This is a genomic window from Streptomyces sp. NPDC001868 (assembly GCF_040297125.1).
Classification (GTDB): domain Bacteria; phylum Actinomycetota; class Actinomycetes; order Streptomycetales; family Streptomycetaceae; genus Streptomyces.
The window spans coordinates 221,277-247,348 of sequence record NZ_JBEOYO010000003.1 but is presented as its reverse complement, the minus strand read 5'-3'; the positions used below and the strand labels follow the sequence as shown (position 1 = coordinate 247,348).

The 26,072-nt window shown below is 71.8% G+C and carries 20 protein-coding genes; 12 read left to right on the top strand and 8 right to left on the bottom strand.

Annotation, left to right across the window (positions count from 1 at the left end):
• The first annotated feature begins 81 nt into the window (after positions 1-81).
• Entirely contained in the window at positions 82-1,851 is a 1,770-nt protein-coding gene (locus ABT147_RS05825; protein WP_351402914.1) for a serine/threonine-protein kinase, read from the top strand.
• A gap of 59 nt (positions 1,852-1,910) precedes the next feature.
• Here the strand turns inward: ABT147_RS05825 and ABT147_RS05820 are convergent, their stop codons facing one another.
• Both ABT147_RS05820 and ABT147_RS05815 read right to left on the bottom strand, forming a co-directional pair.
• The gene (locus ABT147_RS05820) at positions 1,911-4,103 is read right to left on the bottom strand and encodes a glycosyltransferase family 4 protein (RefSeq protein ID WP_351402913.1); all 2,193 of its coding nucleotides are present in this window, start codon (positions 4,101-4,103) and stop codon (positions 1,911-1,913) included.
• Positions 4,104-4,108: 5 nt separating this feature from the next.
• Positions 4,109-5,056 (bottom strand): alpha/beta fold hydrolase, encoded by a 948-nt coding sequence (locus tag ABT147_RS05815; protein WP_351402912.1) that lies wholly within the window; start codon positions 5,054-5,056, stop codon positions 4,109-4,111.
• A gap of 345 nt (positions 5,057-5,401) precedes the next feature.
• Here ABT147_RS05815 and ABT147_RS05810 point away from each other — a divergent pair, with 345 nt between their 5' ends.
• The 5 genes from ABT147_RS05810 to ABT147_RS05790 all read left to right on the top strand — a co-directional run bounded on the left by ABT147_RS05810 (position 5,402) and on the right by ABT147_RS05790 (position 13,591).
• Positions 5,402-6,793, top strand: a complete 1,392-nt coding sequence (locus tag ABT147_RS05810) for a diacylglycerol/lipid kinase family protein (protein WP_351402910.1) — start codon at positions 5,402-5,404, stop codon at positions 6,791-6,793.
• A 264-nt stretch (positions 6,794-7,057) separates the two neighbouring features.
• Positions 7,058-8,797 carry a serine/threonine-protein kinase gene (locus ABT147_RS05805; protein ID WP_502983039.1) on the top strand — a complete coding sequence of 580 codons (1,740 nt, stop codon included), beginning with the start codon at positions 7,058-7,060 and terminating at the stop codon, positions 8,795-8,797.
• Between the two features lie 222 nt (positions 8,798-9,019).
• Positions 9,020-10,675 carry a succinic semialdehyde dehydrogenase gene (locus tag ABT147_RS05800; protein ID WP_351402908.1) on the top strand — a complete coding sequence of 552 codons (1,656 nt, stop codon included), beginning with the start codon at positions 9,020-9,022 and terminating at the stop codon, positions 10,673-10,675.
• 104 nt (positions 10,676-10,779) lie between these two features.
• Positions 10,780-12,570: a GMC family oxidoreductase N-terminal domain-containing protein gene (locus ABT147_RS05795; RefSeq protein WP_351402907.1), complete on the top strand. Its 1,791-nt coding sequence runs from the start codon at positions 10,780-10,782 to the stop codon at positions 12,568-12,570.
• 283 nt (positions 12,571-12,853) lie between these two features.
• Positions 12,854-13,591, top strand: coding sequence for a hypothetical protein (locus tag ABT147_RS05790; RefSeq protein WP_351402906.1), 738 nt, complete (start codon positions 12,854-12,856; stop codon positions 13,589-13,591).
• A 68-nt stretch (positions 13,592-13,659) separates the two neighbouring features.
• Here ABT147_RS05790 and ABT147_RS05785 read toward each other — a convergent pair whose 3' ends face one another.
• Both ABT147_RS05785 and ABT147_RS05780 read right to left on the bottom strand, forming a co-directional pair.
• A complete protein-coding gene (locus ABT147_RS05785) occupies positions 13,660-13,800 on the bottom strand; it encodes a hypothetical protein (RefSeq protein WP_351402905.1) in 141 nt (46 codons plus the stop codon).
• 340 nt (positions 13,801-14,140) lie between these two features.
• A complete protein-coding gene (locus tag ABT147_RS05780; RefSeq protein WP_351402904.1) occupies positions 14,141-14,428 on the bottom strand; it encodes a chorismate mutase in 288 nt (95 codons plus the stop codon).
• A 427-nt stretch (positions 14,429-14,855) separates the two neighbouring features.
• Here ABT147_RS05780 and guaA point away from each other — a divergent pair, with 427 nt between their 5' ends.
• The gene (gene guaA, locus ABT147_RS05775; protein ID WP_351402903.1) at positions 14,856-16,436 is read left to right on the top strand and encodes a glutamine-hydrolyzing GMP synthase; all 1,581 of its coding nucleotides are present in this window, start codon (positions 14,856-14,858) and stop codon (positions 16,434-16,436) included.
• Positions 16,437-16,457: 21 nt separating this feature from the next.
• On the opposite strand, the gene ABT147_RS05770 is transcribed toward guaA, so the two are convergent.
• Positions 16,458-16,925 (bottom strand): pyridoxamine 5'-phosphate oxidase family protein, encoded by a 468-nt coding sequence (locus ABT147_RS05770; protein WP_502983038.1) that lies wholly within the window; start codon positions 16,923-16,925, stop codon positions 16,458-16,460.
• Positions 16,926-17,157: 232 nt separating this feature from the next.
• Between ABT147_RS05770 and ABT147_RS05765 the strand changes: the two genes are divergently transcribed.
• A complete protein-coding gene (locus tag ABT147_RS05765) occupies positions 17,158-17,952 on the top strand; it encodes a class II aldolase/adducin family protein (protein WP_351402900.1) in 795 nt (264 codons plus the stop codon).
• 84 nt (positions 17,953-18,036) lie between these two features.
• Here the strand turns inward: ABT147_RS05765 and ABT147_RS05760 are convergent, their stop codons facing one another.
• On the bottom strand, positions 18,037-18,915 hold the full coding sequence (locus tag ABT147_RS05760; RefSeq protein ID WP_351402899.1) for a DUF4429 domain-containing protein: 879 nt from the start codon (positions 18,913-18,915) through the stop codon (positions 18,037-18,039).
• A 454-nt stretch (positions 18,916-19,369) separates the two neighbouring features.
• On the opposite strand from ABT147_RS05760, the gene ABT147_RS05755 reads away from it, so the two are divergent.
• Entirely contained in the window at positions 19,370-20,623 is a 1,254-nt protein-coding gene (locus ABT147_RS05755) for a hypothetical protein (RefSeq protein WP_351402898.1), read from the top strand.
• A 357-nt stretch (positions 20,624-20,980) separates the two neighbouring features.
• Positions 20,981-21,523, top strand: a complete 543-nt coding sequence (locus ABT147_RS05750; protein ID WP_351402896.1) for a DoxX family membrane protein — start codon at positions 20,981-20,983, stop codon at positions 21,521-21,523.
• Between the two features lie 224 nt (positions 21,524-21,747).
• On the opposite strand, the gene ABT147_RS05745 is transcribed toward ABT147_RS05750, so the two are convergent.
• Together ABT147_RS05745 and ABT147_RS05740 are read right to left on the bottom strand one after the other, a co-directional pair.
• The gene (locus ABT147_RS05745; protein WP_351402895.1) at positions 21,748-22,065 is read right to left on the bottom strand and encodes a hypothetical protein; all 318 of its coding nucleotides are present in this window, start codon (positions 22,063-22,065) and stop codon (positions 21,748-21,750) included.
• Positions 22,052-23,593: a PspC domain-containing protein gene (locus tag ABT147_RS05740; RefSeq protein WP_351402894.1), complete on the bottom strand. Its 1,542-nt coding sequence runs from the start codon at positions 23,591-23,593 to the stop codon at positions 22,052-22,054. Before ABT147_RS05740 ends, ABT147_RS05745 begins: the two co-directional genes overlap by 14 nt.
• 166 nt (positions 23,594-23,759) lie before the next feature.
• Between ABT147_RS05740 and ABT147_RS05735 the strand changes: the two genes are divergently transcribed.
• Entirely contained in the window at positions 23,760-25,049 is a 1,290-nt protein-coding gene (locus tag ABT147_RS05735) for a PspC domain-containing protein (protein WP_351402893.1), read from the top strand.
• On the top strand, positions 25,046-25,963 hold the full coding sequence (locus ABT147_RS05730) for a LuxR C-terminal-related transcriptional regulator (RefSeq protein ID WP_351402891.1): 918 nt from the start codon (positions 25,046-25,048) through the stop codon (positions 25,961-25,963). Before ABT147_RS05735 ends, ABT147_RS05730 begins: the two co-directional genes overlap by 4 nt.
• The last annotated feature ends 109 nt before the right edge of the window (positions 25,964-26,072 follow it).

Below are 26,072 nucleotides of genomic sequence, written 5' to 3'. Positions count from 1 at the left end.
GTGGTGTTCCGCGTCACGGGTCTGTGACCGGAAAGCGACGGGGGTGGATGCCGAAGCGCTTGCCGCGATACAGATGACCGTATGAGCAGCAACGGGGGCGCCCCTTACGGATCCGGGCATGGGCCCGGCTACGGACCCGACGAGCCGACGAGTTTCGGACTGCAACCGCCGCAGCCGAGTGCGCCGTACCCGGGGAACCCGTACGCGCAGCCGACCCGGGTGGTGGCGCAGCCCGCGCCGCCCTCGGCGCAGACGTCACCGGCACCGTCCTCCGCACCGCATCCGCAGCCTCCGCAGGACCCGCAGCCCCCGCAGGACCCCGGCACCGGGCGCCTGATCGCGGGGCGTTACCGGCTGCTCGCCAAGCTCGGCCACGGTGGCATGGGCACGGTGTGGCGGGCGAAGGACGAGACGGTGGACCGTGAGGTCGCCGTCAAGGAGCCCCGCGTACCGGACCATCTTCCCGAGCGTGAACGGGCCAACGCCTTCGAGCGGATGCGTCGCGAGGCCCGTGCGGCGGCCCGGCTCGATCATCCGTCGGTCGTGAACGTGCACGATGTGGCGGTCGTGGACGGTCAGCCGTGGATCGTGATGGAGCTGGTGCGGGGGCGTTCGATGGGCGACGCGCTCCAGGAGGGCACCCTCGGGGTGCGCGACGCGGCGAGAATCGGCCTCGATGTGCTCGGCGCGCTGGAGGCCGCGCACGCGGCGGGCATCCTGCACCGTGACGTCAAGCCGGACAACGTCCTCCTCGGCCGCCACGACCGGGTCGTCCTCACCGACTTCGGCATCGCCCAGATCGAGGGCGAGACCAATCTGACGGACACCGGCGGCTTCGTCGGCTCGCCCGAGTACATCGCCCCCGAACGGGTGCTGGGCCAGCGCCCCGGCCCCGCCTCCGACCTCTGGTCGCTCGGCGTCGTCCTCTACGCCGCCACGGAGGGCGTGTCGCCCTTCCGGCGCAGCAACACGCCGGCGACCCTGCAGTCCGTGCTCAACGCGACGCCCGCGGCGCCCGCGTCGGCCACCGGCCCGCTCGCCGAGGCCATCAACGGCCTGCTGCAGAAGGACCCGGCGCGCCGCCCGACCGCCGCCCGCGTCCGCGAACTGCTGGAGACGGCCGCGAACCCGCCCGCGCCCACCCAGGTGGTCCAGCAGATCGCCGCGCCCCCGGCGGCGGAGGGCAAGGGCATCAGGATCGGCGCCAAGACCCTCGCCGGGGTCGGCGCGGCCGTCGTCGCGACGGCGGTCGCCGGGCTCGGCGTGCTGGGCGTGGCGGCGGCGGTGACGGCCTACGTGGTGATCGCCGACCCCTTCGCCGGGCCCCTGCCGGACGGCTGGAAGCAGCGGGATCTCGGCACGAAGGTCGCCGCGAGTGTGGGTGTGCCCGGGGACTTCGTGAAGGACAGGTTCGAGCCGGACGACACCGACGGGACGTTCGCGCAGTACAGCGATCCGAGCGGGCTGATCCGGATCAACGTCGACCGGGACATCGAGAAGGACGACAAGGAGAACGAGATCCCGGGCGTCGCGCTCGACAAGGCTTACGCCGACTGGGAGCTGGTCAAGGACGGCGAGTACAGCCTCGACATCGCCGACGACCCGGGGCCGAAGGGGCGGCCGCAGGAGGCGAAGTTCAAGGATCGCGAGGCCGCCGAGAACACCATCGTGTACACGACCACGGACAGCCAGGCCCCACGCCTGCGTGAGGCACGGGTCCTGTACTACAGGGCGGGCAACGGCGACATGTACCGGATCTGGATCGACTATCCGGGCAAGGGGCACTTCACCGAGCAGGGCCGCGAGATCGCCCGTACGGCCATCGCGAACCTGAAGATCGACCACATGTAGCCGAACTCGGCAGGGTGGCCGCCTTGGCAGGAGCAGCCACATCGGCAGGGGCGGTCGTCTCAGGAGAGGGCGACCGCCAGGTCGTTGGTGACCGTGAAGAAGAAGCGGGCCTGCGGGGCGGCGCCGCTCGGCGTGGCCAGGGTGACCGCCGGGTACTTGTCGGTGTCCTTGCGGTCCACGATGTCGTCGAACAGCCGTCCTAGACGGACGGGTTCGGCGTCGGGAGCGGGGCGCAGGAACAGGTCCCAGATCACCTTGTCCGGCCCAGCGGGGTCGGGCAGGGACGTCAGTCGCGCGTGGAAGCGGTGGCCCTCGCCGCCGCGTCCCCCTTCGCCGCCTCCCCCTTCGCCGCGCCCGCCCTCGGTGCTCGTCGCCGGTGCCTCGAAGTCCGCCACCTCCTCGCCCCGGGCCACGCCCACCAGCGTCGCGCCCTCCCCGAGTTCGGCCCCGTGCAGGACGCCCTCCACGGAGATCGAGCCGTCGCCCACGGGCAGCGCGGTGACCTCGGCGTGGGCCGCGCGGCGGAAGGTGCGCAGGGCGAGGTAGCCGTCCTTGGTGGCGTACGGGATCCACCAGGCGACCGGTGTCCCGTCCGGGACCTCGGCGGTCAACAGGCCCCGCTGCTCGACCAGTCCGGCCCGCAGTCGACGCCGTAACCCGTCCTCGGCCCGCTCGACGTGCAGATCCCAGCGGCCCTCCGCGAGGGCCAGGGCGCCACGGTCCAGCGTGGCCGTCCACGGGCTCTTCGCCTCGCCCGGCGCCTCCCGCTCCAGCGGGACGCGGACCTCGTCGTCACCGTGGCGCCGGCGCAGGACGAGCGAGAGGCCCCCGCCGGACCCGCCGGACGTGTCGGACGCTTCTGATGGGCCGGACACGCCGGACACACCTGACGCGGCGACCGAGATCCGTACGCCGCCGTGCGCGTCGACCCGGCAGCCGGCCTTCGGGCGCAGGGGGCGTGGCTTGGCGTTCTCGGGCGAGGGCTTCGCAGGCGCGGATTCCGTGGTCCCGGCGGGCGGCTTCGGGGTGGGGGTCCGCGTGGCGCGAGGCAGCAGCGCCCCCGTCGCCCTCCGTAATCGGCGCCGCAGCCTCACCGTCGCCGGTGTGCGCGCCTCCTGGAGTTCGGCGATCAACCGCTCGTACTCGGCGGCGATGGCGCGCGGCGCGTACCGCTGGACGGTGGTGCGGCCGGCGGTGCCGAGGCTCTGCCGTAACTCCGGGTCGTCGATGAGGCGGAGCAGACCCGTGGCGAGGGCGTTCGGGTCGGACGGGGCGACGAGGAGGCCGTCGGTGCCGTCGGTGATGATCTCGCCGGGGCCGTGCGGGCAGTCGGTGGCGACCACGGGGACGCCGGCGTGCATGGCCTCCAGGATGGTCATGCCGAACGACTCCCACTCGGAGCTGACCACGGCGACGGAGGCCTTCGCCCACTCGGTCTCCAGCGTGGCGTACGGGCCCATGAGGAAGACGTGGTCGTTGAGGCCGTGCGTGTCGATCGCGGTGCGCAGGTTCGCGCGCTCCGGGCCCTTGCCGTAGATCCGCAGTCGCCACTCGGGGTGTAACGCGACGACCTTGGCGAAGGCCTCGATGAGCAGGTCGTAGCGCTTGACCGGGAACAGGCGTCCGGCGGCGACCACCAACGGGGCGCGCAGATCGGAACGTTCGGCCTTCGGGCGGGGCGCGGCGTTGGCGATGTCCGTGATCCGGGTGCGCCGTCCGGGTAACCGGCGGCGGTGGTCGGCGGCGTCCGGCTCGGAGACGGTGACGAACGCGTCCAGGCGCCCGATCGCCGCGTTCTGCGCCTCGCGCACGCCGGGCACGTGGTTGTCGTACGACAGATGCTCCTGCCCGATGCGTACGGCGTGGCGCGGTCCGTGCTCGGCGAGGAAGACGACCAGTGCCGGGCGGGTCGCGATGACGACGTCGGCGTCGGTGGTGTCGAGGAAGGCGCGCAGGCGTTCGTCGGTGAGCGCGGTGTAGCGGTGGGCCAGGACCTCGGTGGGCGGGACGACGGCGGAGGGCCGGGACATCAGCTCGTGGCCGCCGTCGTACGTGTCCGCGTCGGGGCGTTCGTCGACGAGCGGGACAAGACGGACCTTGCCGCTCACACCGAGCAGAGGACTCTCGGCGGTGCGTAACACGGAGACGATCTCGACCTCGTGACGGGTGGCCAGGGCCCCGGCCAGGTTCAGGGTCGAGCGGACGGTCCCGCCGATGGCGTACGCGTTGTGGAGCAGGAAGGTGATCTTCATGGTGCTCAGCGAGTCCTCTCAGCGATCCAGCCCAGGACCTGGTCGGCCACCCCCGGCTCGTCCAGCAGTGCTCCGCCGTGCGCGGAACCGGGCACCGTGTCCACCGTCACCCCGTTGGCGGGCATGTTGTGGTCGGTCTCCTCGGCGGCTTCGAGGTCGCGCGAGTGCCGGACGGGGACGGGGTCGTTCTTGGAGTGGAGCAGGTACATGGGGGCGTCGTCGGCGCCGGAGGCACGGCTGTTGGCGGACATGTCGTCCCAGGTCTCCCGGCAATCGGGCTGCGCGGAGGGGACGGTCCCGGTGTTGGTGCCGGGGGCGGTGTCCGTGTCGGCGTCGGTGTCCGTCGTGGCCGGTGAGCAGCGCGCCAGGATGACGGCGTTGTCGCGGAGCTCGCGCTGCCCGTCGGTCGCGGCGGCGGCGTTGCCGGCCTGCCAGGCGCGGTACGGGGAGACCACGGGGGACAGTGCCACGACGCCGTCGACGCGGTAGGTGCCGGAGCGGTAGGTCGCGACGCCGGTCGCTATCTGGCCGCCGGTGGAGGAGCCCAGGAGCGCCAGCCGGTTGGTGTCGAGGTCGAACTCGGCGGCGTGGTCGCGGATCCAGTCCAGCGCGGACAGGGCGTCGGTGCGCTGGGCCGGCCAGGGGGCGTCGAAGTTCAGCCGGTAGTCGACGGCGAAGACGGCGTACCCGGCGTCCGCGAAGGTGCGCGACCAGGTGGCCCAGCCGGTGTCCTCGGACCAGTGGCCGCCGTGCAGGATCACGATGCCCGGCTGCGTTCCGTCCGGTTCCTCGCGGGCGGAGTTCCAGTAGGCGTCGAGGGTCTGCCGGGTGTGCGCACCGTAGGAGTAGGTGGCCTCGTTGCGGTCGGCCGCCGCGCTGTCGCGGGCGTCCGAGATGAGGAGGGTCGTGACGGCGGCAGCGCAAAGAACGAGACAACCCCAGAGCCGACGCACGGCTACCTGCCCTTCGAATGACCTGACGGCAGGCGACCGTTGTCCCCGGGCACGGGATCCGACCGAAACGTCCACAGCAGGGGGAGCGCCCACACTGCCTGCTTACGTGAGCAACCGGACTATAGGCGGCCCGCTCGAACAAAAGCCAAGCGGGGTAGGGGAGTTGGGGTGACATGCGCGACTCGGAGGTGTTCGCTCAGGTTTGTCTCCGTGCGATGTCCTTCGTCCGGCGGCATGGACGGCCCGGGGACGACGCGGCCGGTGCCCGGCAGCCATCGCTTTGTCCGGCCTCTTGGCCCTAACATGCCGTGTCAAGTGCATGATCGGCGCGAAGGGCGAGCGAGCGTGGGCATCGAACACCTGGACGTGCGGGCTCACGCGAGACAGCGCTGGGCGGCCAGGACCGCACTCGGCTGCGCCGCGCTCGCCATACTGCTGCCGCTCGGCTACGCGCGCGGGGCGAGCCTCCTGCTCGTCGCCGGCGTCGTCCTGGGCGCCGGCCTCACCGTGGCCGCCCTGTGGTGGGTGCTGATCCACCGCGGACCCGTCCGGATCGCGGCGGGCGTGCTGGCCGTGGCCGCGCCGGTCGGCGTCATCTGGTGGTTCGCCGTCGTCAACCTGCTGTGGGTCGTGATCGTCTCCGCCGCGCTGTGGGGCGTCGCCGTGTGGTCCGGCAAGTTCGCCCTCAGCAGCACCAAGTCCCATCAGGTGCATGTGCCCGAGCACCGGGTCCCCGCACCCACCCGCCCCTTCTTCATCATGAACCCCAAGTCCGGGGGCGGAAAGGTCGAGCGCTTCCGGCTGAAGGAGCGGGCCGAGCGGCTCGGCGCCACGGTCCATCTGCTCGACCCCACGCACCACGAGGACGTCGCCGTACTGGCCCGGGACGCCGTCCGGAACGGCGCCGACCTGCTCGGTGTCGCGGGCGGCGACGGCACCCAGGCCCAGGTCGCCGCCATCGCGGCGGCGTACGACGTCCCTCTCCTCGTCATCTCCGCCGGGACCCGCAACCACTTCGCCATGGACCTCGGCCTCGACCGCGACAACCCCGCCGCCTGTCTCGACGCCCTCACCGACAAGGGCGTCGAGCTCCACGTCGACCTCGGGTACGCCAGCGGCCACCCCTTCGTCAACAACGCCTCCTTCGGCGCCTACGCCGCCGTCGTGCAGAGCCCCGCCTACCGCGACGACAAGGTCCGCACCACCCTGGAGCTGCTGCCCGAACTGCTCACGCACCAGCGGGGCCCGCGGCTCACCGCCCGCATCGGGGACGCCGTCATCGACGCGCCCCAGGCCGTGCTCGTCAGCAACAACGTCTACCGCAGCGACGACCTCGTCGGCCTCGGCCGCCGCGAACGGCTGGACGCCGGGGTGCTGGGCGTCGTCGGCGTCCGCGTCGACAGTGCCGCCGAGGCCGCCGGTATGGTCCTCGGCCCGAACGCCCCCGGCCTCAGCCTCCTCGTCGCCGACGAGATCGTCGTCGAGGCCGACCGGCCGGAGATCGAGGTCGGTGTCGACGGCGAGGCGCTCCTCCTGCCCACCCCCGTCCACTGCCGGGTCTCGCCGAAGGCCCTGCGCGTCCGTGTGCCCCGCGACCGCCCCGGCGTCCCCGAGCCCAAGCCGCCGCTGGACTGGCGCCGGCTGCGCAAGCTCGCCGCCGCGGTCGGCCGTACGGCGCTGCCCAAGCATCGCGAACGGTACGGCTGGGCCCAGCGGTTGTGGGACAGGCGGCGTTAGCCGTCCGGTCCAACCGGGTGGTAGTGATGAGGCATGAGCGACGACGGCGAACACCCGCACGACGCACCTCAGTACGACAACGGGGCCGCGGCGAGCCGGGGCCGCCGGGACGCCGGGGGCGACGGTGGGCAGGGTGGCGAGGGTCACGGACACCGGGGTGGCGAAGGTGACGGCCGTACAGGTGCCGGGAGGGGCGGCTGGTTGGTGGGCGGCCGGTTGGTGGGTGGTCGCTACCGCCTCACCGAGCGGATCGGCTCCGGCGGCATGGGCACGGTGTGGAAGGCCGTCGACCAACTCGTCGAGCGTGAGGTCGCCGTCAAACAGCCCCGGCTGCCGGGCGGCCCGGAGTACCTGGGAACCCCGGGCGACGGTCCAGCCCCGCACCCCGACGGCCTGAACGGACCCAACGGGCTGAAAGGGGTGGACGGGTCGGACGGGGCGGACGACCCCGAGAGCGAGGAGCGGCAGCGCGCCGCCCACCGCCTCTACCGTGAGGCCCGCGCCGCCGCCCGAGTCGACCACCCGTCCGCCGTCACCATCCACGACGTCGTGATCGAGGACGGCCACCCCTGGATCGTCATGGAGCGGGTCCGCGGCGAGTCCCTCCACGAGGTGCTCCGGCGGGGCGCCCTCGCCCCCGCCGAGGCCGCCCGGATCGGCCTCGCCGTCGTCGGCGCGCTGCACGCCGCGCACAGCGTCGGCATCGTCCACCGCGACGTCAAACCGGCCAACGTCCTCCTCGGCGCGCACGGCCGCGTCGTCCTCACCGACTTCGGTATCGCCCATGTCCAGGGCGAGGAAGCCCTCACCGTGAGCGGGGAGTTCGTCGGCTCGATCGAGTTCATCGCCCCCGAACGCATGTCCGGCCGTACCGCGGGCCCGCCCTCCGACCTGTGGTCCCTCGGCGTCCTCCTCCACACCGCCGTCGAGGGCTGGTCCCCCTTCCGCCGTACGACCTTGGAGTCCACCCTCGCCGCGATCCTCGCCGCGGACCCGCCCAAGCCCGAACACGCCGGTCCCCTCGGCCCGCTGATCCTCCGTCTCCTCGCCAAGGACCCGGCGGCCCGCCCGGATGCCGAGGAGGTGACGGCGGCGCTGGAGGCGGTGGCCGAGGTCCAGGGAGCCGTGGCCCAGGGAGCCGAGATCCAAGGGGCCGTGGCCCAGGGAGCCGAGGCCCAGGAGACGGAGCCCAACCGACAGGCCGTGGCCCAGGCGGCGCAGATCCACGCCCCCGCCGAATTACCGGCCCCCCACGACGACGACGGCACGATACGGCTCGGAAGCACAACAGCCCCACCCGCCGCAGCCACCCCCAGCCCAGCCACCCCAAGCACCGCCACCCCGAACCCGGCCACCCTCAACCCGGCCACCCCCACCCCCCGCACCCCGGGCCGTGGCACAGGCCGGCTGTTCCTCGTCGCCTCCCTCACCGGCGCCCTGCTCGCCGGCGGCGGAGTCTGGCTCGGCACCTCGCTCGCCCGGGAGGGGGAGAGCACCGAGACGGTCTCCGACCCCGTCAACCCCGGCCCCACGTCGGGCGCCCGCTGGATCCCCCACGAGGAGAAGGCCATGGACGCCGTGCTCTCCCTGCCCGCCCCGTACGAACGCCGTCGCGCCCGGGACGGCGAGGGCGACCGGCCGCGCACGGTCACCTACGAAGGCGAGGAGGTCGTCCGGGTACGGCTGACGCAGTGGGACGAGGCGCCCGCGTCGCCCATGGAGCAGGCCAAGGACTCCACGGACATCGTGGCGGGTGACGTGAAGTCGACGGCCAACTACACCACCACGAGCTTCCACGACCAGGAGGCCGTCCTCGCCGACACCACCCACTACCTGGACGGCACGCCCACCCGGGTCATGGAACTGATCATCCGCACCGACGACGACCGCATGTACGAACTGCGTGTGGACATGCCGAAGGGAACGGCGGACGAGAAGAAGGGCACGGCGGTGTTCAAGGGCGCACGGGACCGGCTGGAGATCGGAGAGCCGAAGACCGGCTGAAGACGAAGACCGGGAGCGGAGGACCGGTCGAAGCCCGGCGGGCAGCCGGCTCCCGCGGATTCGAACGGCGTGATCCACGCCGCATTCGCGCCCGCACCGCACCCCCCGCCCCGCTGATCAGCGACTTCGTTGCCAGCGATCACTGGCGTGGTGTGTGCGCCCGGTGAAACCCTGTTACCGCCGGGTACCCAAAGTCGTCCGGTCCGGAATACCCTGCGCGTCATGACGGACTCGCAGGCCCCCGAAAAGACCGGCACGACCACCACGGGAACGACCGGCACGGCACGGACGACCGGCACCAACCCCCTCGCGGCGGCCCCGCAGGGCGCCCGTACCGCCGCCGACGTGGTCACGCCCGAACTGGTCGCCCAGCTCACCAAGGGCGTCGTCGGCTCCGGCCGGACCGCCAACCACACGCCGTTCACCGGCGAGAAGCTGGCCGACCTGCCGGAGTCCACCCCCGAGGACGTGGAGAAGGCGTACGAGCGGGCCCGCGCCGCCCAGGCCGTCTGGGCCCAGCGGCCCGTGCGTGAGCGCGCCGCCGTCCTCCTCCGCTTCCACGACCTGGTCCTCGAACGCCAGGCCGAGGTGCTCGACCTCATCCAGCTGGAGACCGGCAAGGCCCGTCTGCACGCCCACGAGGAGGTCCAGGCCGTCGCGGTCGCCGCCCGCCACTACGGCCGCAAGGCCCCCTTCTACCTCAAGCCGAAGCGGCACACCGGCGCCGTACCGACCCTCACCAGGGTCACCGAACTCCGCCACCCGCGCGGGGTGATCGGCCAGATCGCACCCTGGAACTACCCGCTCGAACTCTCCGTCGGCGACGCCATCCCCGCCTTCGTCGCGGGCAACGCGGTCGTGATGAAGCCCGACACGGAGACCTGCCTGACCGCCCTGTGGGCCCGTGACCTGCTCATCGAGGCCGGGCTGCCCGCCGAGGTGTTCCAGGTCGTCCTCGGCGAGGGCCCCGTCATCGGCCCCGAGGTCGTCAAGCACGCCGACTACGTCTCCTTCACCGGCTCCACCCGCACCGGCCGCGAGGTCGCCCAGGGCGCCGCCGCCCGTCTCGTCGGCGTCTCCCTCGAACTCGGCGGCAAGAACGCGATGCTGGTCCTGGAGGACGCCGACATAGAGAAGGCGGCCGCAGGCGCCGTCCGCGCCTGCTTCAGCTCCGCCGGCCAACTCTGCATCTCCATCGAGCGCCTGTACGTCCACGAGTCCGTCGCCGACGCCTTCCTGGAGCGCTTCGCCGCCCGCACGAAGGCCATGCGCCTCGGCAAGTCCCTCGCGTACGGCGCCGAGATGGGCTCCCTCGTCGGCGAACGCCAGCTGGAGACCGTCACCCGCCACGTCGACGAGGCCGTGGAGAAGGGCGCGAAGGTCGTCGCGGGCGGCGTGGCCCGCCCCGACATCGGCCCCTACTTCTACGAGCCCACGATCCTCGACGGCGTCACGGAACCCATGTCCGTGTGCACGGAGGAGACCTTCGGACCGGTCGTCTCCATCTACCGCTTCAAGGACGAGGACGAGGCCATAGCGGAGGCCAACTCCACCGCGTACGGCCTCAACGCCTCCGTCTGGACCAAGGACGGCCGCCGCGGCCGCGAGGTCGCCTCCCGCGTCCGCGCCGGCACGGTCAACGTCAACGAGGGCTACGCCTCCGCCTACGGCTCAGTCCAGTCGCCGATGGGCGGCATGAAGGACTCCGGCCTCGGCCGTCGCCACGGCTCCGAGGGCATCCTCAAGTACACCGAGGCCCAGACGGTCGCCCACCAGCGCCTGCTGCCCATGGCCCCGTCCCTGGGCATGGACGACGAGAAGTACGCGCAGTTCATGAGCAGGAGCCTGAGGGCGATGAAGGCACTCCGGCTCAGGTAAGCGCCCCGTTTTTCAGGGGCGCGGGGCTGTATCGATATGCGGCTCCGCCGCGTGAGCGCGAGCAACCACAGACGGCCCGCACGGACACTCAACGAGGAGCAAACGTGCCTCAAGACGCATACGACTACGACGTCATCGTGGTCGGATCGGGCTTCGGCGGCTCGGTGACCGCCCTCCGCCTCACGGAGAAGGGTTACCGGGTCGGCGTCCTGGAGGCGGGCCGCCGCTTCACCCGCGAAACCCTCCCCAAGAACTCCTGGGACCTCAAGAACTACCTGTGGGCGCCCGGACTCGGTCTCTACGGCATCCAGCGCATCCACCTGCTCGGCAACGTCATGGTGCTGGCGGGAGCCGGCGTGGGCGGCGGCTCCCTCAACTACGCCAACACCCTCTACGTACCGCCGAAACCGTTCTTCGAGGACCCGCAGTGGAAGGACATCACCGACTGGCAGGAGGAGCTGAAGCCGTACTACGACCAGGCCCGCCGCATGCTCGGCGTACGGCTCAACCCGACGATGACCCCGTCGGACGTGCACCTGAAGGCCGCCGCCGAGCGGATGGGCGTCGGCGACAGCTTCCACCTCGCCCCGGTCGGTGTCTTCTTCGGTGACGGCGAGGACGCCGACGGCAAGGCGAAGGCCGCCCCAGGCGACCAGGTCGCCGACCCGTACTTCGGCGGCGCGGGCCCCGCCCGCAACGCCTGCACCGAGTGCGGCGAGTGCATGACCGGCTGCCGCCACGGCGCGAAGAACACCCTCAACGAGAACTACCTCCACCTCGCCGAGAAGGCGGGCGCGGTCGTCCACCCGATGACCACGGTCGTCGCCGTCACCGAGGACTCGCGGGGCGGCTACGCCGTCACCACCCTCCCGACGGACGAGCGGAGGAAGGGCAGGTCCCGGGTGCTGAAGGCCCGCCGGGTCGTCCTCGCGGCCGGCACCTACGGCACCCAGACCCTGCTGCACCGGATGAAGGCGAACGGCCAACTCCCGCACATCTCGGACCGGCTGGGCATGCTGACCCGTACCAACTCCGAGGCCCTGGTCGGCGCCCAGACCGACAACCGCCGCTACCGCAAGGCCCACGGCGTGCCCGAGGTCGACTTCACCCGGGGCGTGGCGATCACCTCCTCCATCCACCCCGACGAGAACACCCACATCGAGCCCGTCCGCTACGGCAGGGGCTCCAACGCGATGGGCGGTCTGTCGATCCTCCAGGTCCCGTACGCGGGCGGCACCGCGTCGGGCACCACCCGCGTCCTCGGCTGGCTGGCGCACGCGGCCAAACACCCCTTGCTGGTGGCCCGTTCGCTCTCCAACCGCCGCTGGTCGGAGCGGACCATCATCGGCCTGGTGATGCAGTCCCTGGACAACTCCCTGTCGACGCACCTGAAGCAGAAGGGCCCGGGCAAGGGCCTGTTGACGGCACGTCAGGGCCACGGCGCGCCCAACCCCAAGCAGATCGAGGTCGCTTCGAAGGCCGCCTCCACGATCGCCGCCGAGATCAACGGCTTCGCCGGCAGCAACGTGGGCGAACTGATGGGCACCCCGCTCACCGCGCACTTCCTCGGCGGCTGCCCCATCGGCGCCACGGCGGCCGACGGCGTCATCGACCCGTACCACCGGCTCTACGGCCACCCCGGTATCTCCGTCGTCGACGGCTCGGCCGTCTCCGCGAACCTGGGCGTGAACCCGTCCCTGACGATCACCGCCCAGGCCGAGCGCGCGATGTCGTACTGGCCCAACAACGGCGAGCCCGACCACCGCCCGGCCTCGGGCGCGGCCTACGAACGCCTCAGCCCTGTGGAGCCCCTGCACCCGGCGGTCCCGGCGGACGCGTTCGGCGCGCTGCGGCTGCCGCTGGTCCCGGTGCCGACGGTGCCGCCGAAGCGGTAGCCGCCGGGCGGCGAAGTGACAGGTGATGTGACAGGCGATATGACAGCGGAGAAGGACCCGCACCCCCCTCCGAGCGCGGGTCCTTCTCTCGTGTGCCAGGTGTGACCGGCGAGTGGGCCGAAGGGTTGCCCTTGCGATAACGGTTTCTTCGTGTGACGTGAGTCACTTACGAATGTGGCCGCTGTGGCACAACGGATGGGCGGTCCGCGCTGTCAAATACATGTTCGGTGGGGCCCCTGGGGCTCCTGTGAGACGTGAAGTGACAGTTGTGAGGGTGGGGGACATGAAGTCGACGATGTCGCGGGTGGCGGTGGCCGTCTCGGTCGTGGCCACGCTGGGATTCACCGCGGCGTGTGGTGGGGGCGGCGACGAGGACGCGGACGCGAAGCCGACGGCGGCCGGCAGCGCCACGGCCGCCGGGGACGCGAAGGACGAGCAGGACGCGGCCGGCAAGCCCGCGCTGACCGAGGCGCAGCTGAAGGAGGCGGCCCTCGCGCAGGGGGACGTGAAGAAGTACAAGATCTCCGAGATGCCGGCGGACGAGATGCCCGCCGTACCCGTTCCCGCGGAGCCGGCCGCCTGCCAGCCCCTCGCGAACATGTTCTACTTCACCTCCGACCCGCAGGCGAAGGACCGTGCCGGACGCAGGGTCACCTCGGTGAGCGACATCTCCGCCACCGTCATGGCCCTCGCCCTCGCCGCGCACGAGCAGAGCGACGCGGAGAAGGTGATGGCCGACCTGCGCAAGGCGACCGAGAGCTGCGACGGGTACGAGCAGGTCGGCAACAAGTACACCGGTGTCGAGGTCCTCACCGCCCCGAAGCAGGGCGACGAGGCCGTCTCGTACAAGCTGAAGGGCGACATCGAGGGCGCGAAGATCCCGATGTCCTTCACGGTGGTGCGCAGCGGCTCGACGCTCATCGCGTTCTCCTCGATGAACATGCTCGACGCGGACAAGGCCGAGGTGCCGGCCGAGATCCTGGACGCCCAGGTCAAGAAGGTGGAGAAGGTCGCCGGCTGAGCGCGCACGAGATGACGAAGGGCCCCGCGGGACGGAAGTCGCGGGGCCCTTCGGCGTCGGCACCGGCGTCAGGGCGGCCGGTGCCTCGAAGTGGCGCCGGGGGAGTGCGCCTGGTGTCGAGTCGAGGTCGATGTCGGCGTCGATGTCGAACAGTCGATGTCGATGCCGGTGTCGATGTCGATGTCGATGTCGATGTCGATGTCGAACAAGGGTGGTCGGTGGAGGTCTGTTCCCGTGTCGTGAGGGGCGAACGGCCTCCGCAACCGGTTCGGCCACCCTGGAACAGATTCCGCCGGCCGGCCCCGGGCGTCCCCGGAGCCGACCGTTCTCTTGAGTGACCGGGCTGCTGTCCCCTGCCGTCCGGTCACAACCCTGGAGCGAGGTCCCACGGCGCACGGCACGATCCGTACGCCTCATCGCTCCAGCGGAGCCACGCGTGGTTCTTTCGGGCCCGGACCTGGCTGGCACGGACACCGACACCAACGAAGCGTGTCGGACGACGGTCACGCGCCGTACGGGTGAGAAGGCAGGCGTACGTGCGTGCGCCGGTCAGATGCGCCCCCGGCACAGCTCCAGCAGGGTCATGGCGAGCGCGGTGCCGGGCTTGCCGAGGGCGTCCCTGTAGTGGGCGAGGATCTCCATCTCGCGGGAGAGGTTCACGCGCCTGCCGCCGGACTCGATGCGTGCCTCCTGGATCACGGCGGAGACCGCCACGCGTTCCTGGATCAGGCCGATGATCCGGTCGTCCAGCGCGTCGATGCGCTCCCGGGCACCGGTGATCACACCGGCCGCCTCGGACGTACGGGCGCCGGTCTTCTCGGTGGAGGTGACGGTCATCTCTGGGCTCCTCGTCGGAAGTCGGAATCGACCCCCCGAAGGACTCCCCGAAGCGGAAGGACCCGGAAAACGCCAGACGCCCCGGACCTTGTCGGCCCGGGGCGCCTGGGAAGTCGCTTGTCAGTTGCTCAAGCAGCACGACCATGGCAGCCGGTGGGCCGGTTGCCATAGGTAAACAGGAAGGTCGGGTGCGTGAGCATGGGCGCCAGTATGCCATGAGGGTGCGGCAACGCTTTCCGGCCGCTTCCCGCGGCGGGGTCGAGCTGTCCCTCCGGGCGGGTGTCTTCTCCTCCGAGCGAGTCCGGTGGTGGGTGGGCGACGGTCCTCGGGGGTCTGGGGGCGGAGCTCCCAGTGGGACCACGCCACAGGAGGGCACCCCGGTAGACTCGGCCACACAGACCCCCGCCCAACCGCCGGAAGGCACCCCGTGTCATCAGCGAACCCCGCTGCCGCCGCCCCCGACACCGTCCTGGTCGTCGACTTCGGCGCCCAGTACGCCCAGCTCATCGCCCGTCGGGTCCGCGAGGCCCGGGTCTACAGCGAGATCGTCCCGAGCACCATGCCGGTCGCCGAGATGCTCGCCAAGAACCCGGCGGCGATCATCCTCTCCGGCGGCCCCTCCTCGGTCTACGCCGACGGCGCCCCCCGCCTCGACCGCGCCCTCTTCGAGGCCGGCGTCCCCGTCTTCGGCATGTGCTACGGCTTCCAGCTGATGGCCACCACCCTCGGCGGCACCGTCGACAACACCGGCGCGCGCGAGTACGGCCGTACGCCCCTCCATGTCTCCAAGGCCGGCAGCACCCTCTTCGAGGGCACCCCCGACGAGCAGTCGGTCTGGATGTCCCACGGCGACGCCTGCTCCGCCGCCCCCGAGGGCTTCACCGTCACGGCCTCCACCGACGTCGTACCGGTCGCCGCCTTCGAGAACGACGAGAAGAAGCTCTACGGCGTCCAGTACCACCCGGAGGTCATGCACTCCACGCACGGCCAGCAGGTCCTGGAGCACTTCCTCTACCGGGGGGCGGGCATCACCCCGAGCTGGACCACGGGCAATGTCATCGAGGAGCAGGTCGAGGCCATCCGAGAGCTGGTCGGCGACAAGCGCGCGATCTGCGGCCTCTCCGGCGGCGTGGACTCCGCGGTCGCCGCGGCCCTCGTCCAGAAGGCCATCGGCTCCCAGCTGACCTGCGTGTACGTCGACCACGGTCTGATGCGCAAGAACGAGACCGAGCAGGTCGAGAAGGACTTCGTCGCCGCGACCGGCGTACAGCTCAAGGTCGTCGACGCGGAGGAGCGGTTCCTCAAGGCGCTCGCCGGGGTCTCCGACCCCGAGCAGAAGCGGAAGATCATCGGCCGCGAGTTCATCCGCGTCTTCGAGCAGGCCCAGGCGGAGATCATCGCCGACGAGGGCCCCGAGGCCGCGTTCCTGGTCCAGGGCACGCTTTACCCGGACGTCGTCGAGTCCGGCGGCGGCACCGGCACCGCGAACATCAAGTCGCACCACAATGTGGGCGGCCTGCCGGAAGACCTCGAATTCAAGCTGATCGAGCCGCTCCGCAAGCTCTTCAAGGACGAGGTCCGGATGGTCGGCCAGGAGCTGGGGCTCCCGGAGGAGATCGTCCAGCGCCAGCCGTTCCCCGGCCCCGGCCTCGGCATCCGGATCGTCGGCGAGGTCACCAAGGACCGGCTCGACCTGCTCCGCGAGGCCGACGCCATCGCCCGCGAGGAGCTGACGGCCGCCGGCCTCGACCGCGACATCTGGCAGTGCCCGGTGGTGCTGCTGGCGGACGTCCGGTCCGTCGGCGTCCAGGGCGACGGCCGCACCTACGGCCACCCCATCGTCCTGCGCCCGGTGTCCAGCGAGGACGCCATGACCGCCGACTGGTCGCGCCTGCCGTACGACGTCCTCGCGAAGATCTCCACCCGGATCACCAACGAGGTCGCCGACGTCAACCGCGTCGTCCTCGACGTGACGTCGAAGCCCCCGGGCACCATCGAGTGGGAGTAGCCCCTGGATCCCTGGTGATCCTCAGGTCCGCTTGAGGGTCCGCACCGGCTCTCCGGGCTTCCAGACCTGGACGACCAGATACTTGTCGTCCTCGACGTGGGTCCGTACGACCTCCGTCAGCTCGGTGCGGAAGAGGTGGAACGGCTCCGGCGGTTCCACCTCTTCGCCGTACGCCGCCTTGACCGCGGGGTCGTCGACCTCGACCGCCCGCCCGCTCACCCGTACGTCACCGCCGCCCATCTCCGTACCGGGGCCGGGGTTGGCCTGCAGCGAGAAACGGGGGTCGCGGCGCAGATCGAGCGCCTTGAGCGAGTCCGGCATCATCCCCAGCCACAGTTCCCCGTCGACGAACCGGACCTCCAGCCCGGTCGTCCGCGGGGAGCCGTCCCGGCGGAGCGTGGCCAGGACGTGATGGGTGAAGGCGCCGAAGCGCGTCTCGACGGTCTGTGCGAGCTCGGGTTCGGCGGCGACGAACGCGCCCCAGTTCATCCGCGAAAGTTTCTCCGGCATACGTCGAGTCTCGCGCGGATACCCGACATCCACTGTCCGGTTACCCCGAGCGGTGTACGACCACCGTTTCCGCCCCGGCGACCGCGGTGCCACCTGACGCGCTTCCGTGACTTGCGTAACGGTTGCGCACTCTCTTCACCGGACGGACCTGTTCTGCGCCGGGGACCGACGGTAACTTCCGCTTCGTAAAGGAAGTCACTCTGGAGGACACATGCACGGGCCCACACCGCCCCTGCCCCTACCCACCGACCAGCTCCGGTTCGCCATGCCACCGATGCACGAGTCGGCGCAGGACGAGCGGCGGCACCGCAAGGAACGGCTGGCCGGGGCCCTGCGGATCTTCGGGCGACTGGGGTTCGAGGAGGGCGTCTCGGGGCACATCACCGCGCGCGACCCGGAGTTCAGCGACTGTTTCTGGGTCAATCCGTTCGGGATGCCGTTCAAGCACGTCACGGTGAGTGACCTGGTCCTCGCCAACCAGGACGGGCAGGTGATCGAGGGCCGCTACCACGTGAACCAGGCCGCCTTCACCGTCCACGCCCAGGTGCACGCCGCCCGTCCCGACGTCGTCGCGGTCGCCCACTGTCACTCCGTGCACGGCCGCGCGCTGGCCGCCCTCGGCGATCTGCTCGACCCGATCACCCAGGAGTCCTGCGCGTTCTACGAGGACCAGGCGCTCTACGACCACTACACGGGCGTCTCGGTCGACGCGGACGAGGGCCGCCGTATCGCCGCTGTGCTCGGCAGCCGCAAGGCGCTCGTGCTGCGCAACCACGGTCTGCTGACGGTCGGCGACTCCGTCGACGCGGCGGCCTGGTGGTTCCTGTCCATGGAACGCTCGGCCCAGGTACAGCTCACCGCGAAGGCGGCGGGCCGCCCGCAGCTCATCGAACACCGACTGGCCGCCGCGACCCGCGAACAGGCGGGCGGCGACCTGGTGGCGTGGATCAACTACCAGCCGCTGTGGCAGGACATCAGCAGGAGCGAGCCGGATCTGCTGAGCTGAGCGCAGGAGCCGCTCGCCTTCGGGTGCGGGCTCGTCGTGGCCGGTCGCGCAGTTCCCCGCGCCCCTTCGGGGCGCTGATGCCGGTCAGAAGTCGCGAAGCACCGCCGCCTTCGTGGCCACGAACTCCTCGTCCGTAAGGACACCGTCACGGTGGAGTTCGCCCAACTCACGCAGACGCCGGAGGAGGACATCATGATGATCCGGGGCGGCGGGCTTCGCCGGCCGGGCCGCGTCCGGGCGGCCGGTGGCGCCGCGCGTGGACGGGTGGGGAAGCCGCGCCGTGACCGCCGTCGCGACGAGCGCCGTGAGCAGGTCCCGACGCGTGCTGCCCCACAGGTCGAGGGCGAACGGATCCCGCTCCGGCGGCAGCTTGGAGAACACGGTCTCGCGCGTCACGAACCGCAGGAACCCGTCCTCGTAGCCGGAGTTGGGCAGCCACTCGACCCGCGCCAGCTCGCCGACGTCGATGATCCGCGGGCCGGTCGCCCGCTTGACGCGGTCGGAGGTGTCGTTCCAGTCGATCCGGACCCGCGAACCGTCGAAGGAGACCGTGCCGTCGCTCGACCGCACGGACACCGGCACGGGCGGCCCGGGCAGCAGATAGATCTTGGCGGGCTCCTTCGGCGTCTGCTCCAGCAGCATCGACTGCCGTATCTCCTCGGCCACGTACTCGGCGACCCCCGAACGGTCGAGATCGACCGTCAGCCGGTACGGGTCGGCCGCGTCCGGCAGCCGCCCTCCGGTGGCCTGGAGCAGCGGATCACTGCCCTCACGGAGCCGCAACCGGAGCCGCCCGCGCTTGCGTTCGGGCTCGTAGACGACACCGGCCACCGCCTCCAGGGGCACCGCGATCTCCCCGTACGTCTGCCGGAACAGCGCCACGGAACGGTGCAGGCCCGGCGTGATCCGGACCGTGCTCCCGTCGAAGGCCCAGGTCCCGTCCCGCTGGATGATCTCGGCCATAGGGAGATTCTCGCAGCCGGGTCAACACGGGCACCGGGACTTCACCCCGCGCCTCCCTTGCACGGAGTGGCCCTGCCGGACGCGGGCCGTGTTCCGTACGGCACAATTCGCTGTCATCGCAGAGCAGTTGTACGGCGGCACGGCTGTGGTAGTGCGCGGACGTATGTACGGCCTTCCGCGACGACGACGAAGGCGTCCACGAAGTGCCGAAGACGGCGCTGACGAAGGCGCTGATGAAAGCGTTGTAGAGGGCGCTGATGAAGGTGCTGTTGAAGGTGCCGACGCGGCCGTCGCCGAGGGAGGTCGGCGGCGACGGCCGCGAAAACGGCGATGACATGCGGTGAACGATGACGGCAATGCCGATGACGGCGAATGCCGAGGGACGCGGACGCGCAGGCGGACGCGGCGCGGGAAGGCGGGCTCGGACGTGGCGGTACAGGAGGCGAGAGGGGGCATGGGCGCGGGTGCCCATGAAGGCGGGTGCACGTGCGGGGACTGCCCGCACGGAGCGCGCGCGGGACACCGGCGCGCGGTGGCCGCGTTCCTGCTGAAGCGGGAGGAGTTCGCGGCCGGGCAGGGGCTGCCGGCGGCCGTCGCGCACTCCGCGTCCGCCTCCCGGCAGTGGGTCTCCGACGAACTCACCCAGTCCGCGGCCCTCGTCGCCGAACGCGGCCGCGTCGAGGGCGAGGCCTGGCTCGCCCGCCTCTGGCTGCGCACGGCGGTCGTCGTCTGGGCGGCCGTCGTGACCCTCCTCGTCGTCCAGGCCCTCACCGCGATCGGCGCGGGCTGGACGGTCGCCCGCACCGCCGGACTGCTCGCCGCCCTGCTCCTGGGCGTCGCCCTGACCGGCGCCGGATATCTGCACCGGGCACGCGGTGGCGCCCTCGCCCCGGTCATCGGCGAGGACAACCGTCTCTCCACCTCCCGCGCGATCGCGGCCGGTTGGGTGCTCTTCGTAGTCTTCGCGGTCCTCGTCCTCGTCGGCCGCCTGGCCGCCGCCTCCGACCACCGCGAACGCGACGCCCTCATCGCCGGTCTCGACCTCGCCCGGGGCGCCGGCATCGTGACCGTCCTGGCCGTCGTCTGCGGCATCGCGGTCCTGGTCCGCCGTGTGGTCGGCCTCCGTGTCCTGTCCCAGCGCCTCCAGAAGGTCCGCGCCCACCGCCCCCGCGCCGCCGACCTCCTCACCGACGACTCGGGCCGAGGCAGCTTCACGGACATCCAGTACGTGATCATCTGCGCCGTCGCCCTCGCCTTCGCGGCGGTCCGCCTCGCCCGCAGCCCCGACCAACTCCCCGACCTCCCCTGGGGCCTGGCCCTCCTCGTCCTGGTCTCCGCCGCCACCTACGTCGCCGGCAAATACGCCGAGGGCGGCCGCCCCGTCATCCTCTCCGTCGTCCGCTCCCGCGAGGCCGGCGACCTCGACGCCCCCATCCGCAACGGCGACGACATCGAGATCCGCGGCGCCGGCTTCGTCCCACCCGGCGCCCAGACCGCCGACCGCCTCTCCCGCATGGTCGTCCGCATCGGCCCCGTCCATGTCCACGTCCCCCTCGTCCCCGTCGCCGGCGGCTTCAGCAACCCCACCGACGCCGTCCTCACCGCCCCCGTCCCCGCCGACGTCGAACCCGGCAAGGTCGACGTCCAGGTCGTCACAGCCGCCGGCGTCGAAACCAACCGCTACACGATCGAGGTCTCGGCGGACTGAGCGACCTCCACGGGCGACCTCTACATGGCGGGGGTCCAGGGGGGCGCAGCGCCCCCTGGCAGGGTGCGGTGCGGGGTGCGGTGCGGTGCGGAGCCCCACGCCGGTGCGGCGGCAGCGGGCGCGCGCGGGGTGTGGTGTGGTGCGTGGTGTGGTGCGGGGTCGAAGGGGCGCAGCCCCTGGGGACGGGACGGGTAAGGGCGGCGGGGGGCGATGAAAGGACCCCCGAAGCCACAACCCGGCCCCGACAAGACACCCCGACCCGGAAAAACACGCCCGAACCATTGAGCACCCCCACCCCTCCGACCGTATCGTCTGTTGAGGGGTCAACGGCACGGCGGACCAGAGGCGGCGCAGACCATGGCTCACGACTTTCGCACGGACTCCACCACCCCCTACCGCGACGGCGGCCCCGACTGGCGGGACACAGCCACCCGCTACGCCCTGCTGCCCCTACGCGTCTTCCTCGCCGTCACCTTCATCTACGCCGGCCTGGACAAACTCACCGACAGCGCGTTCATGGCGGACTCCGGCTCCGGCTCCATCGGCGACATGATGAGCGCCGCCCGAGACTCCTCCGCCATCCCCGCCCTGATCGACATGGCCCTCAACAACCCCGTCGGCTTCGGCTACGCCATCGCCCTCGGTGAACTCGCCGTCGGTATCGGCACCCTCCTCGGCCTCCTCACCCGCCTGGCCGCCTTCGGCGGCGCCCTGATCTCCCTCAGCCTCTGGCTGACGGTCAGTTGGTCGGCTTCCCCGTACTACTACGGCAACGACCTCCCGTACCTCATGGCCTGGATCCCCCTGATCCTGGCCGGCGCCCCGGTCCTCTCGGTGGACGCGGCCATCCGCTCCCGCCGCCACGGCGGCAGCAGGCACCGCGCGGGCGCCTACCACTGAGCCCCACGGCTCCCCGCCTACGGCTTATCGCCCACTGCTTCTCGCCCACTGCTTCTCGCCCACGGCTCCTTGACGTCGGCCGCCGCTCAGCCACGGTGGCGGCTCAGCGATTCACACGGCACCGCTTGTCTGGCCCTTGGCCCTTGGCCCTTGGCCCCCGGGGACCCTGCCGGGCCAGGCTCCAGATCCCGCCCGCCCTGCCGTGCACGCTCCGCCCCCTCCACTCATCCCGCTGCCCCTCTCGGCCCTCCCACCCCCTCCCCACCAGCCCCCGCCGATCCCGCCGCCCCGGCCCCGCCCGCCGGTCCAGTCGGCCCCGCCGATCCCGCCGGCCCCGTCCGTCCGGCCGCCCGCCGCCCCCGTACCGCGTGGTTCAGAGAACCCACCGCCCCCGCCAGACACAGCCCCCCGACGACGAGCGGGATCACGACGAACCAGGGGGTCTCCCAGGCGTTTCCCGCGTCGCCGAGGTACACGACACCGGCGGCGGTGAGGAAGAGGCCGGCTATGAGCTTGCCCGGCCGGAACTCATGACGCAGCACGGGCCACCTCCGCCTGTCCCAGACCGACTTCGAGGTCGATGGTGAGCGTGCCGCCGCTGTCCGAGCCCTTCTCGGGGGACAGCGTCAGCCGGTCGCTCTTGTCCGGTGCCACGTCCACGTCCTCCTTGTCGTCACCCGGCAACTGGATGTCACCGAGACCCACTTCGACGTCGAGCCGCACGGTGACGTCGGGCGGAACGACCACCTTCACCTTGCCCGCGCCGACCTCCACGCTCGTGGCCAGCGCCCCGCCCTCGGGTATGTCCACCTTGGACAGATCCAGCGTGCCCACACCGGTCCCCAGCTCGTATCGGGCCGCCACACTCTCCGCGTTCCGTGGTGTCCACTCCGTACGGACCCAGTCGGTGGTGATGTTCGTCGGGAGCGCCGCCGTGCACGCCAGCAGTCCGGCCGTCACCACGGCCAGGAAGATCGACCCCGCTCCCGTACGACCGAGGAAGGCGCTCAGGGCTATGCCCAGGCCGAACACGGTCAGCGCGCAGGCCAGGCCGGTCTGCAGGCTGGCGGCGAGAGCGCGCTCCTCCCAGGTCGCGCCGGTGCCGATACCGCCGGCGAGCAGCGCGAGCAGGAAGATCCAGCCGCCTGTCCAGCGCGGCCCGCGCGGCTTGGGCGGGCGCGCGGTGCGTATGTCCTGGCGGGAGGGCGGCACGCCCCGGGCGATGTTGGCGGCCGCCGCCATGTCCCGGTCGCGGCTCTCCCACGGCCCCCACATATAGCCCGTGCCGCCCACGTGCTTTCCGTCCTTGATGATCGGGTCGCGCCACCAGGAGGGGTAGGCGGAGGCCACGGGCGGCGCCTGGGCCTCCGGCGGGGCGTCGGCCACGGCCTGCGCGGCGAGCGGATCGGGATCGGGGGCGCCGCGCTGCCGCGACCAGTACCCCGCGCCGGCCAGGAGCAGGGAGACGACCACGGAGAAGGTCAGGACGGTCGTGTTGCTCAGCAGGGTGAGGAAGACGCCGCAGCCGACCAGCGCGAAGAGCACGGCCGTGAGGGCCTGGCCGTCGACCCGGCCGGTCAGCAGCTTGCGTACCTCGTTCTCCTCCTCGTCGTCGTACGGCACGAACAGCCAGGCGAAGCCGTAGAAGACGAGGCCGAAGCCGCCGGTCGCGGAGAGGACCGCGAGCACCACCCGGAAGATCACCGGATCCATGTCGCACTGCCGACCGAGCCCGGCACAGACACCGCCCAGCATCTTGTACCGCCGGTCACGGCGGAATCTGTGCGGGGCGGCGGGGCCGCCGACCGGATCGTCGGGGGCCGGGTGCCCTGTCCCGCCGGGGGCGGAGGGGCCCGCCGCACCGGGGGAGGGGCGGCGCCCAGCTCGTGGTGGGCCGGTGCCGGCCCCTTGTTCCGCCCGCGGGCCCGCGCCCGCGTCCCCGTGCGCGCGCGGCTTCTGTGCCCCCGTGCCCGGTGGGGGCACGGCGTCCTGTGGCTCGGTGGTGGGCCGCAGGGCGTCCGGACCCGAGCCGGGGCCCGGCTCCGCTGCCGCGTGCTGGTGATCCGTCATGCGTCCATCGTGACCGCCGAGCCGCTCCGATGGCAGTCGGGATGACCCTGGTCGAACCCTGATATCGGCCCGGGGATGCGTTCGATCATGGTGGGACCGAAGATCAGGGGCGTCTCGGGGGTCGACCCTGATGCCTCGATCCGCCGTGCGTGTGAACATCGATGGCATGCCGGAAGCCGCAGCACTGCCAGTCGACACTCCGCGGCCCCCGCGCAAGCTCTACCGCAGCAGCGACGGACGCTGGCTCGGAGGCGTCGCGCGAGGGCTCGCCGGACATCTCGGCCTGCCGGTGACCTGGGTACGGCTCGTGTTCGCCGGCCTCTTCCTGGCGGACGGCCTCGGCGCCCTGGTCTACGCGGCGTTCTGGTTCTTCGTCCCGCTCGGCGTGGGAGGCGTCGACAACCAGCGGCCCCCGGCCATCGCCGCCGAGACCTCACCCGACGGCCGCCGCAGACTCGTGGCCCGCAAGCCCGACCGCGGCCAGATGGTCGCCCTCCTTCTCATGGTCGTCGTGGCCATGGTCTTCGTCGGCAATGTGGACCTCGGCGAGGCCGCCCGGGCGTATCTCTGGCCGACCGTGCTCGTCGCGGCCGGCGTCGCCCTGGTCTGGCGCCAGGCGGACAACGCGCGGCGGGCCCGCTGGGCCGAGGTCGGCCGTCGGCGGCGCACGATCACGCTGCTCCGGTCCGTCGCCGGTGTCCTGCTGGTCACCGCGGGCGTCTCCGGGATGTTCGTCCTGCAGGGCTCGGCCGCCCACCTCGGCTCGGTGCTGCAGGCCGCGCTCGCGGTCCTCGTCGGGATAACGCTGCTGGCCGGCCCGTATCTCGTCCGTATGACGCAGGACCTCTCAGAGGAGCGCCTGATGCGCATCCGCGCCCAGGAGCGCGCGGAGGTCGCGGCCCATGTCCACGACTCGGTGCTGCACACACTGACACTGATACAACGCAACGCGGAGAACCCGAACGAGGTCCGCCGCCTCGCCCGCGCACAGGAGCGCGACCTGCGGAACTGGCTGTACAAACCCGAGGGCACAGGTAAGGACGAGGAGGACGAGCCCGACACCCTCGCCGAGGCGGTGCGGCGGAACGCGGCGGAGGTCGAGGACAAGCACGGCGTCCCCATAGAGGTGGTCGTCGTCGGCGACTGCCCCCTCGACGAAGGACTGACCGCGCAGATGCAGGCCGCGCGCGAGGCGATGGTGAACGCCGCCAAGTACGGTGGCGAGGGCGGCGCCGTACAGGTCTTCGCCGAGGTCGAGGGAAGGACGGTCTTCGTGTCCGTCCGCGACCGAGGTCCCGGCTTCGACCTCGACGCGATACCCGCCGACCGGATGGGCGTCAGAGAATCGATCATCGGCCGCATGGAGCGCAACGGAGGCACGGCACGGCTCCGCGCCGTTCCGGACGGCGGCACGGAGGTCGAGCTGGAGATGGAGAGGGCGGAGACGACGTCATGAGTGACGCGAACGGGGCGAACGACCTTGCCGCACAAGGCGGTTCGGGCACGGGCCCGGACCGGGACCAGGGAGGTCCGGCCGCGCGGGGCACGGATCCGGCCGAGAGCGTGCCCGACGAGTCCGGTCGGCCCGCCGAGCCCGGCAAGACCGCCGAGCCGGGCGCTTCCGGCGTGACCGCCGCGCCCGGACAGTCCGCCACGGCCGGAGCCGGGGCTGCCCGGACCGGTGCCGGGGCCGCTGTTTCCGGGGCCGGGCGCCATGTCCGGGTCGTGCTGGTGGACGACCACCGGATGTTCCGGACGGGAGTGCAGGCCGAGATCGGGCAGACGGACCGTACGGGTGTGGAGGTCGTCGGGGAGGCGCCCGATGTCGACCAGGCGGTCGAGGTGATCACGAGTACGCGGCCCGAGGTGGTGCTCCTCGATGTGCATCTGCCCGGCGGCGGCGGGGTCGAAGTCCTGCGTCGGTGTTCGGCGTTGATGGGGGACGCCGAGCAGCCCGTGCGCTTCCTCGCCCTGTCCGTGTCGGACGCGGCGGAGGACGTGATCGGTGTCATCCGGGGCGGTGCGCGCGGCTATGTCACCAAGACGATCACCGGCTCCGACCTGGTCGAATCCATCTTCCGGGTCCAGGAGGGCGACGCGGTCTTCTCCCCGCGTCTGGCCGGCTTCGTCCTGGACGCCTTCGCCTCCACGGACGCCCCGCCCGTCGACGAGGACCTCGACCGGCTCACCCAGCGCGAGCGCGAGGTGCTGCGTCTCATCGCCCGTGGCTATGCGTACAAGGAGATCGCCAAGCAGCTCTACATCTCGGTGAAGACGGTGGAGTCGCATGTCTCCGCCGTCCTGCGGAAGTTGCAGCTCTCCAACCGCCATGAGCTGACGAGGTGGGCGACGGCACGACGCCTGGTGTGAGGGGGAGAGGAGAGGGCCGGAGAGGGTGCGGGCCCGGGCCGACGGGGAGCGCCGCAAGCGACGACCGCCCCGGGCTAGCCCGAGCCGTCCCGACCGGCCCGAGCCGACC

Coding starts and splice junctions, on each gene's coding strand:
- ABT147_RS05730 (WP_351402891.1), top strand. CDS start 25,046: ATGAGTGACGCGAACGGGGCGAACGACCTTGCCGCACAAGGCGGTTCG.
- ABT147_RS05770 (WP_502983038.1), bottom strand. CDS start 16,925: ATGAACTGGGGCGCGTTCGTCGCCGCCGAACCCGAGCTCGCACAGACC.
- ABT147_RS05825 (WP_351402914.1), top strand. CDS start 82: ATGAGCAGCAACGGGGGCGCCCCTTACGGATCCGGGCATGGGCCCGGC.
- ABT147_RS05755 (WP_351402898.1), top strand. CDS start 19,370: ATGGGCGCGGGTGCCCATGAAGGCGGGTGCACGTGCGGGGACTGCCCG.
- ABT147_RS05820 (WP_351402913.1), bottom strand. CDS start 4,103: ATGAAGATCACCTTCCTGCTCCACAACGCGTACGCCATCGGCGGGACC.
- ABT147_RS05735 (WP_351402893.1), top strand. CDS start 23,760: ATGCCGGAAGCCGCAGCACTGCCAGTCGACACTCCGCGGCCCCCGCGC.
- ABT147_RS05765 (WP_351402900.1), top strand. CDS start 17,158: ATGCACGGGCCCACACCGCCCCTGCCCCTACCCACCGACCAGCTCCGG.
- ABT147_RS05750 (WP_351402896.1), top strand. CDS start 20,981: ATGGCTCACGACTTTCGCACGGACTCCACCACCCCCTACCGCGACGGC.
- ABT147_RS05780 (WP_351402904.1), bottom strand. CDS start 14,428: ATGACCGTCACCTCCACCGAGAAGACCGGCGCCCGTACGTCCGAGGCG.
- ABT147_RS05760 (WP_351402899.1), bottom strand. CDS start 18,915: ATGGCCGAGATCATCCAGCGGGACGGGACCTGGGCCTTCGACGGGAGC.
- ABT147_RS05805 (WP_502983039.1), top strand. CDS start 7,058: ATGGGCACGGTGTGGAAGGCCGTCGACCAACTCGTCGAGCGTGAGGTC.
- ABT147_RS05800 (WP_351402908.1), top strand. CDS start 9,020: ATGACGGACTCGCAGGCCCCCGAAAAGACCGGCACGACCACCACGGGA.
- ABT147_RS05740 (WP_351402894.1), bottom strand. CDS start 23,593: ATGACGGATCACCAGCACGCGGCAGCGGAGCCGGGCCCCGGCTCGGGT.
- ABT147_RS05790 (WP_351402906.1), top strand. CDS start 12,854: ATGAAGTCGACGATGTCGCGGGTGGCGGTGGCCGTCTCGGTCGTGGCC.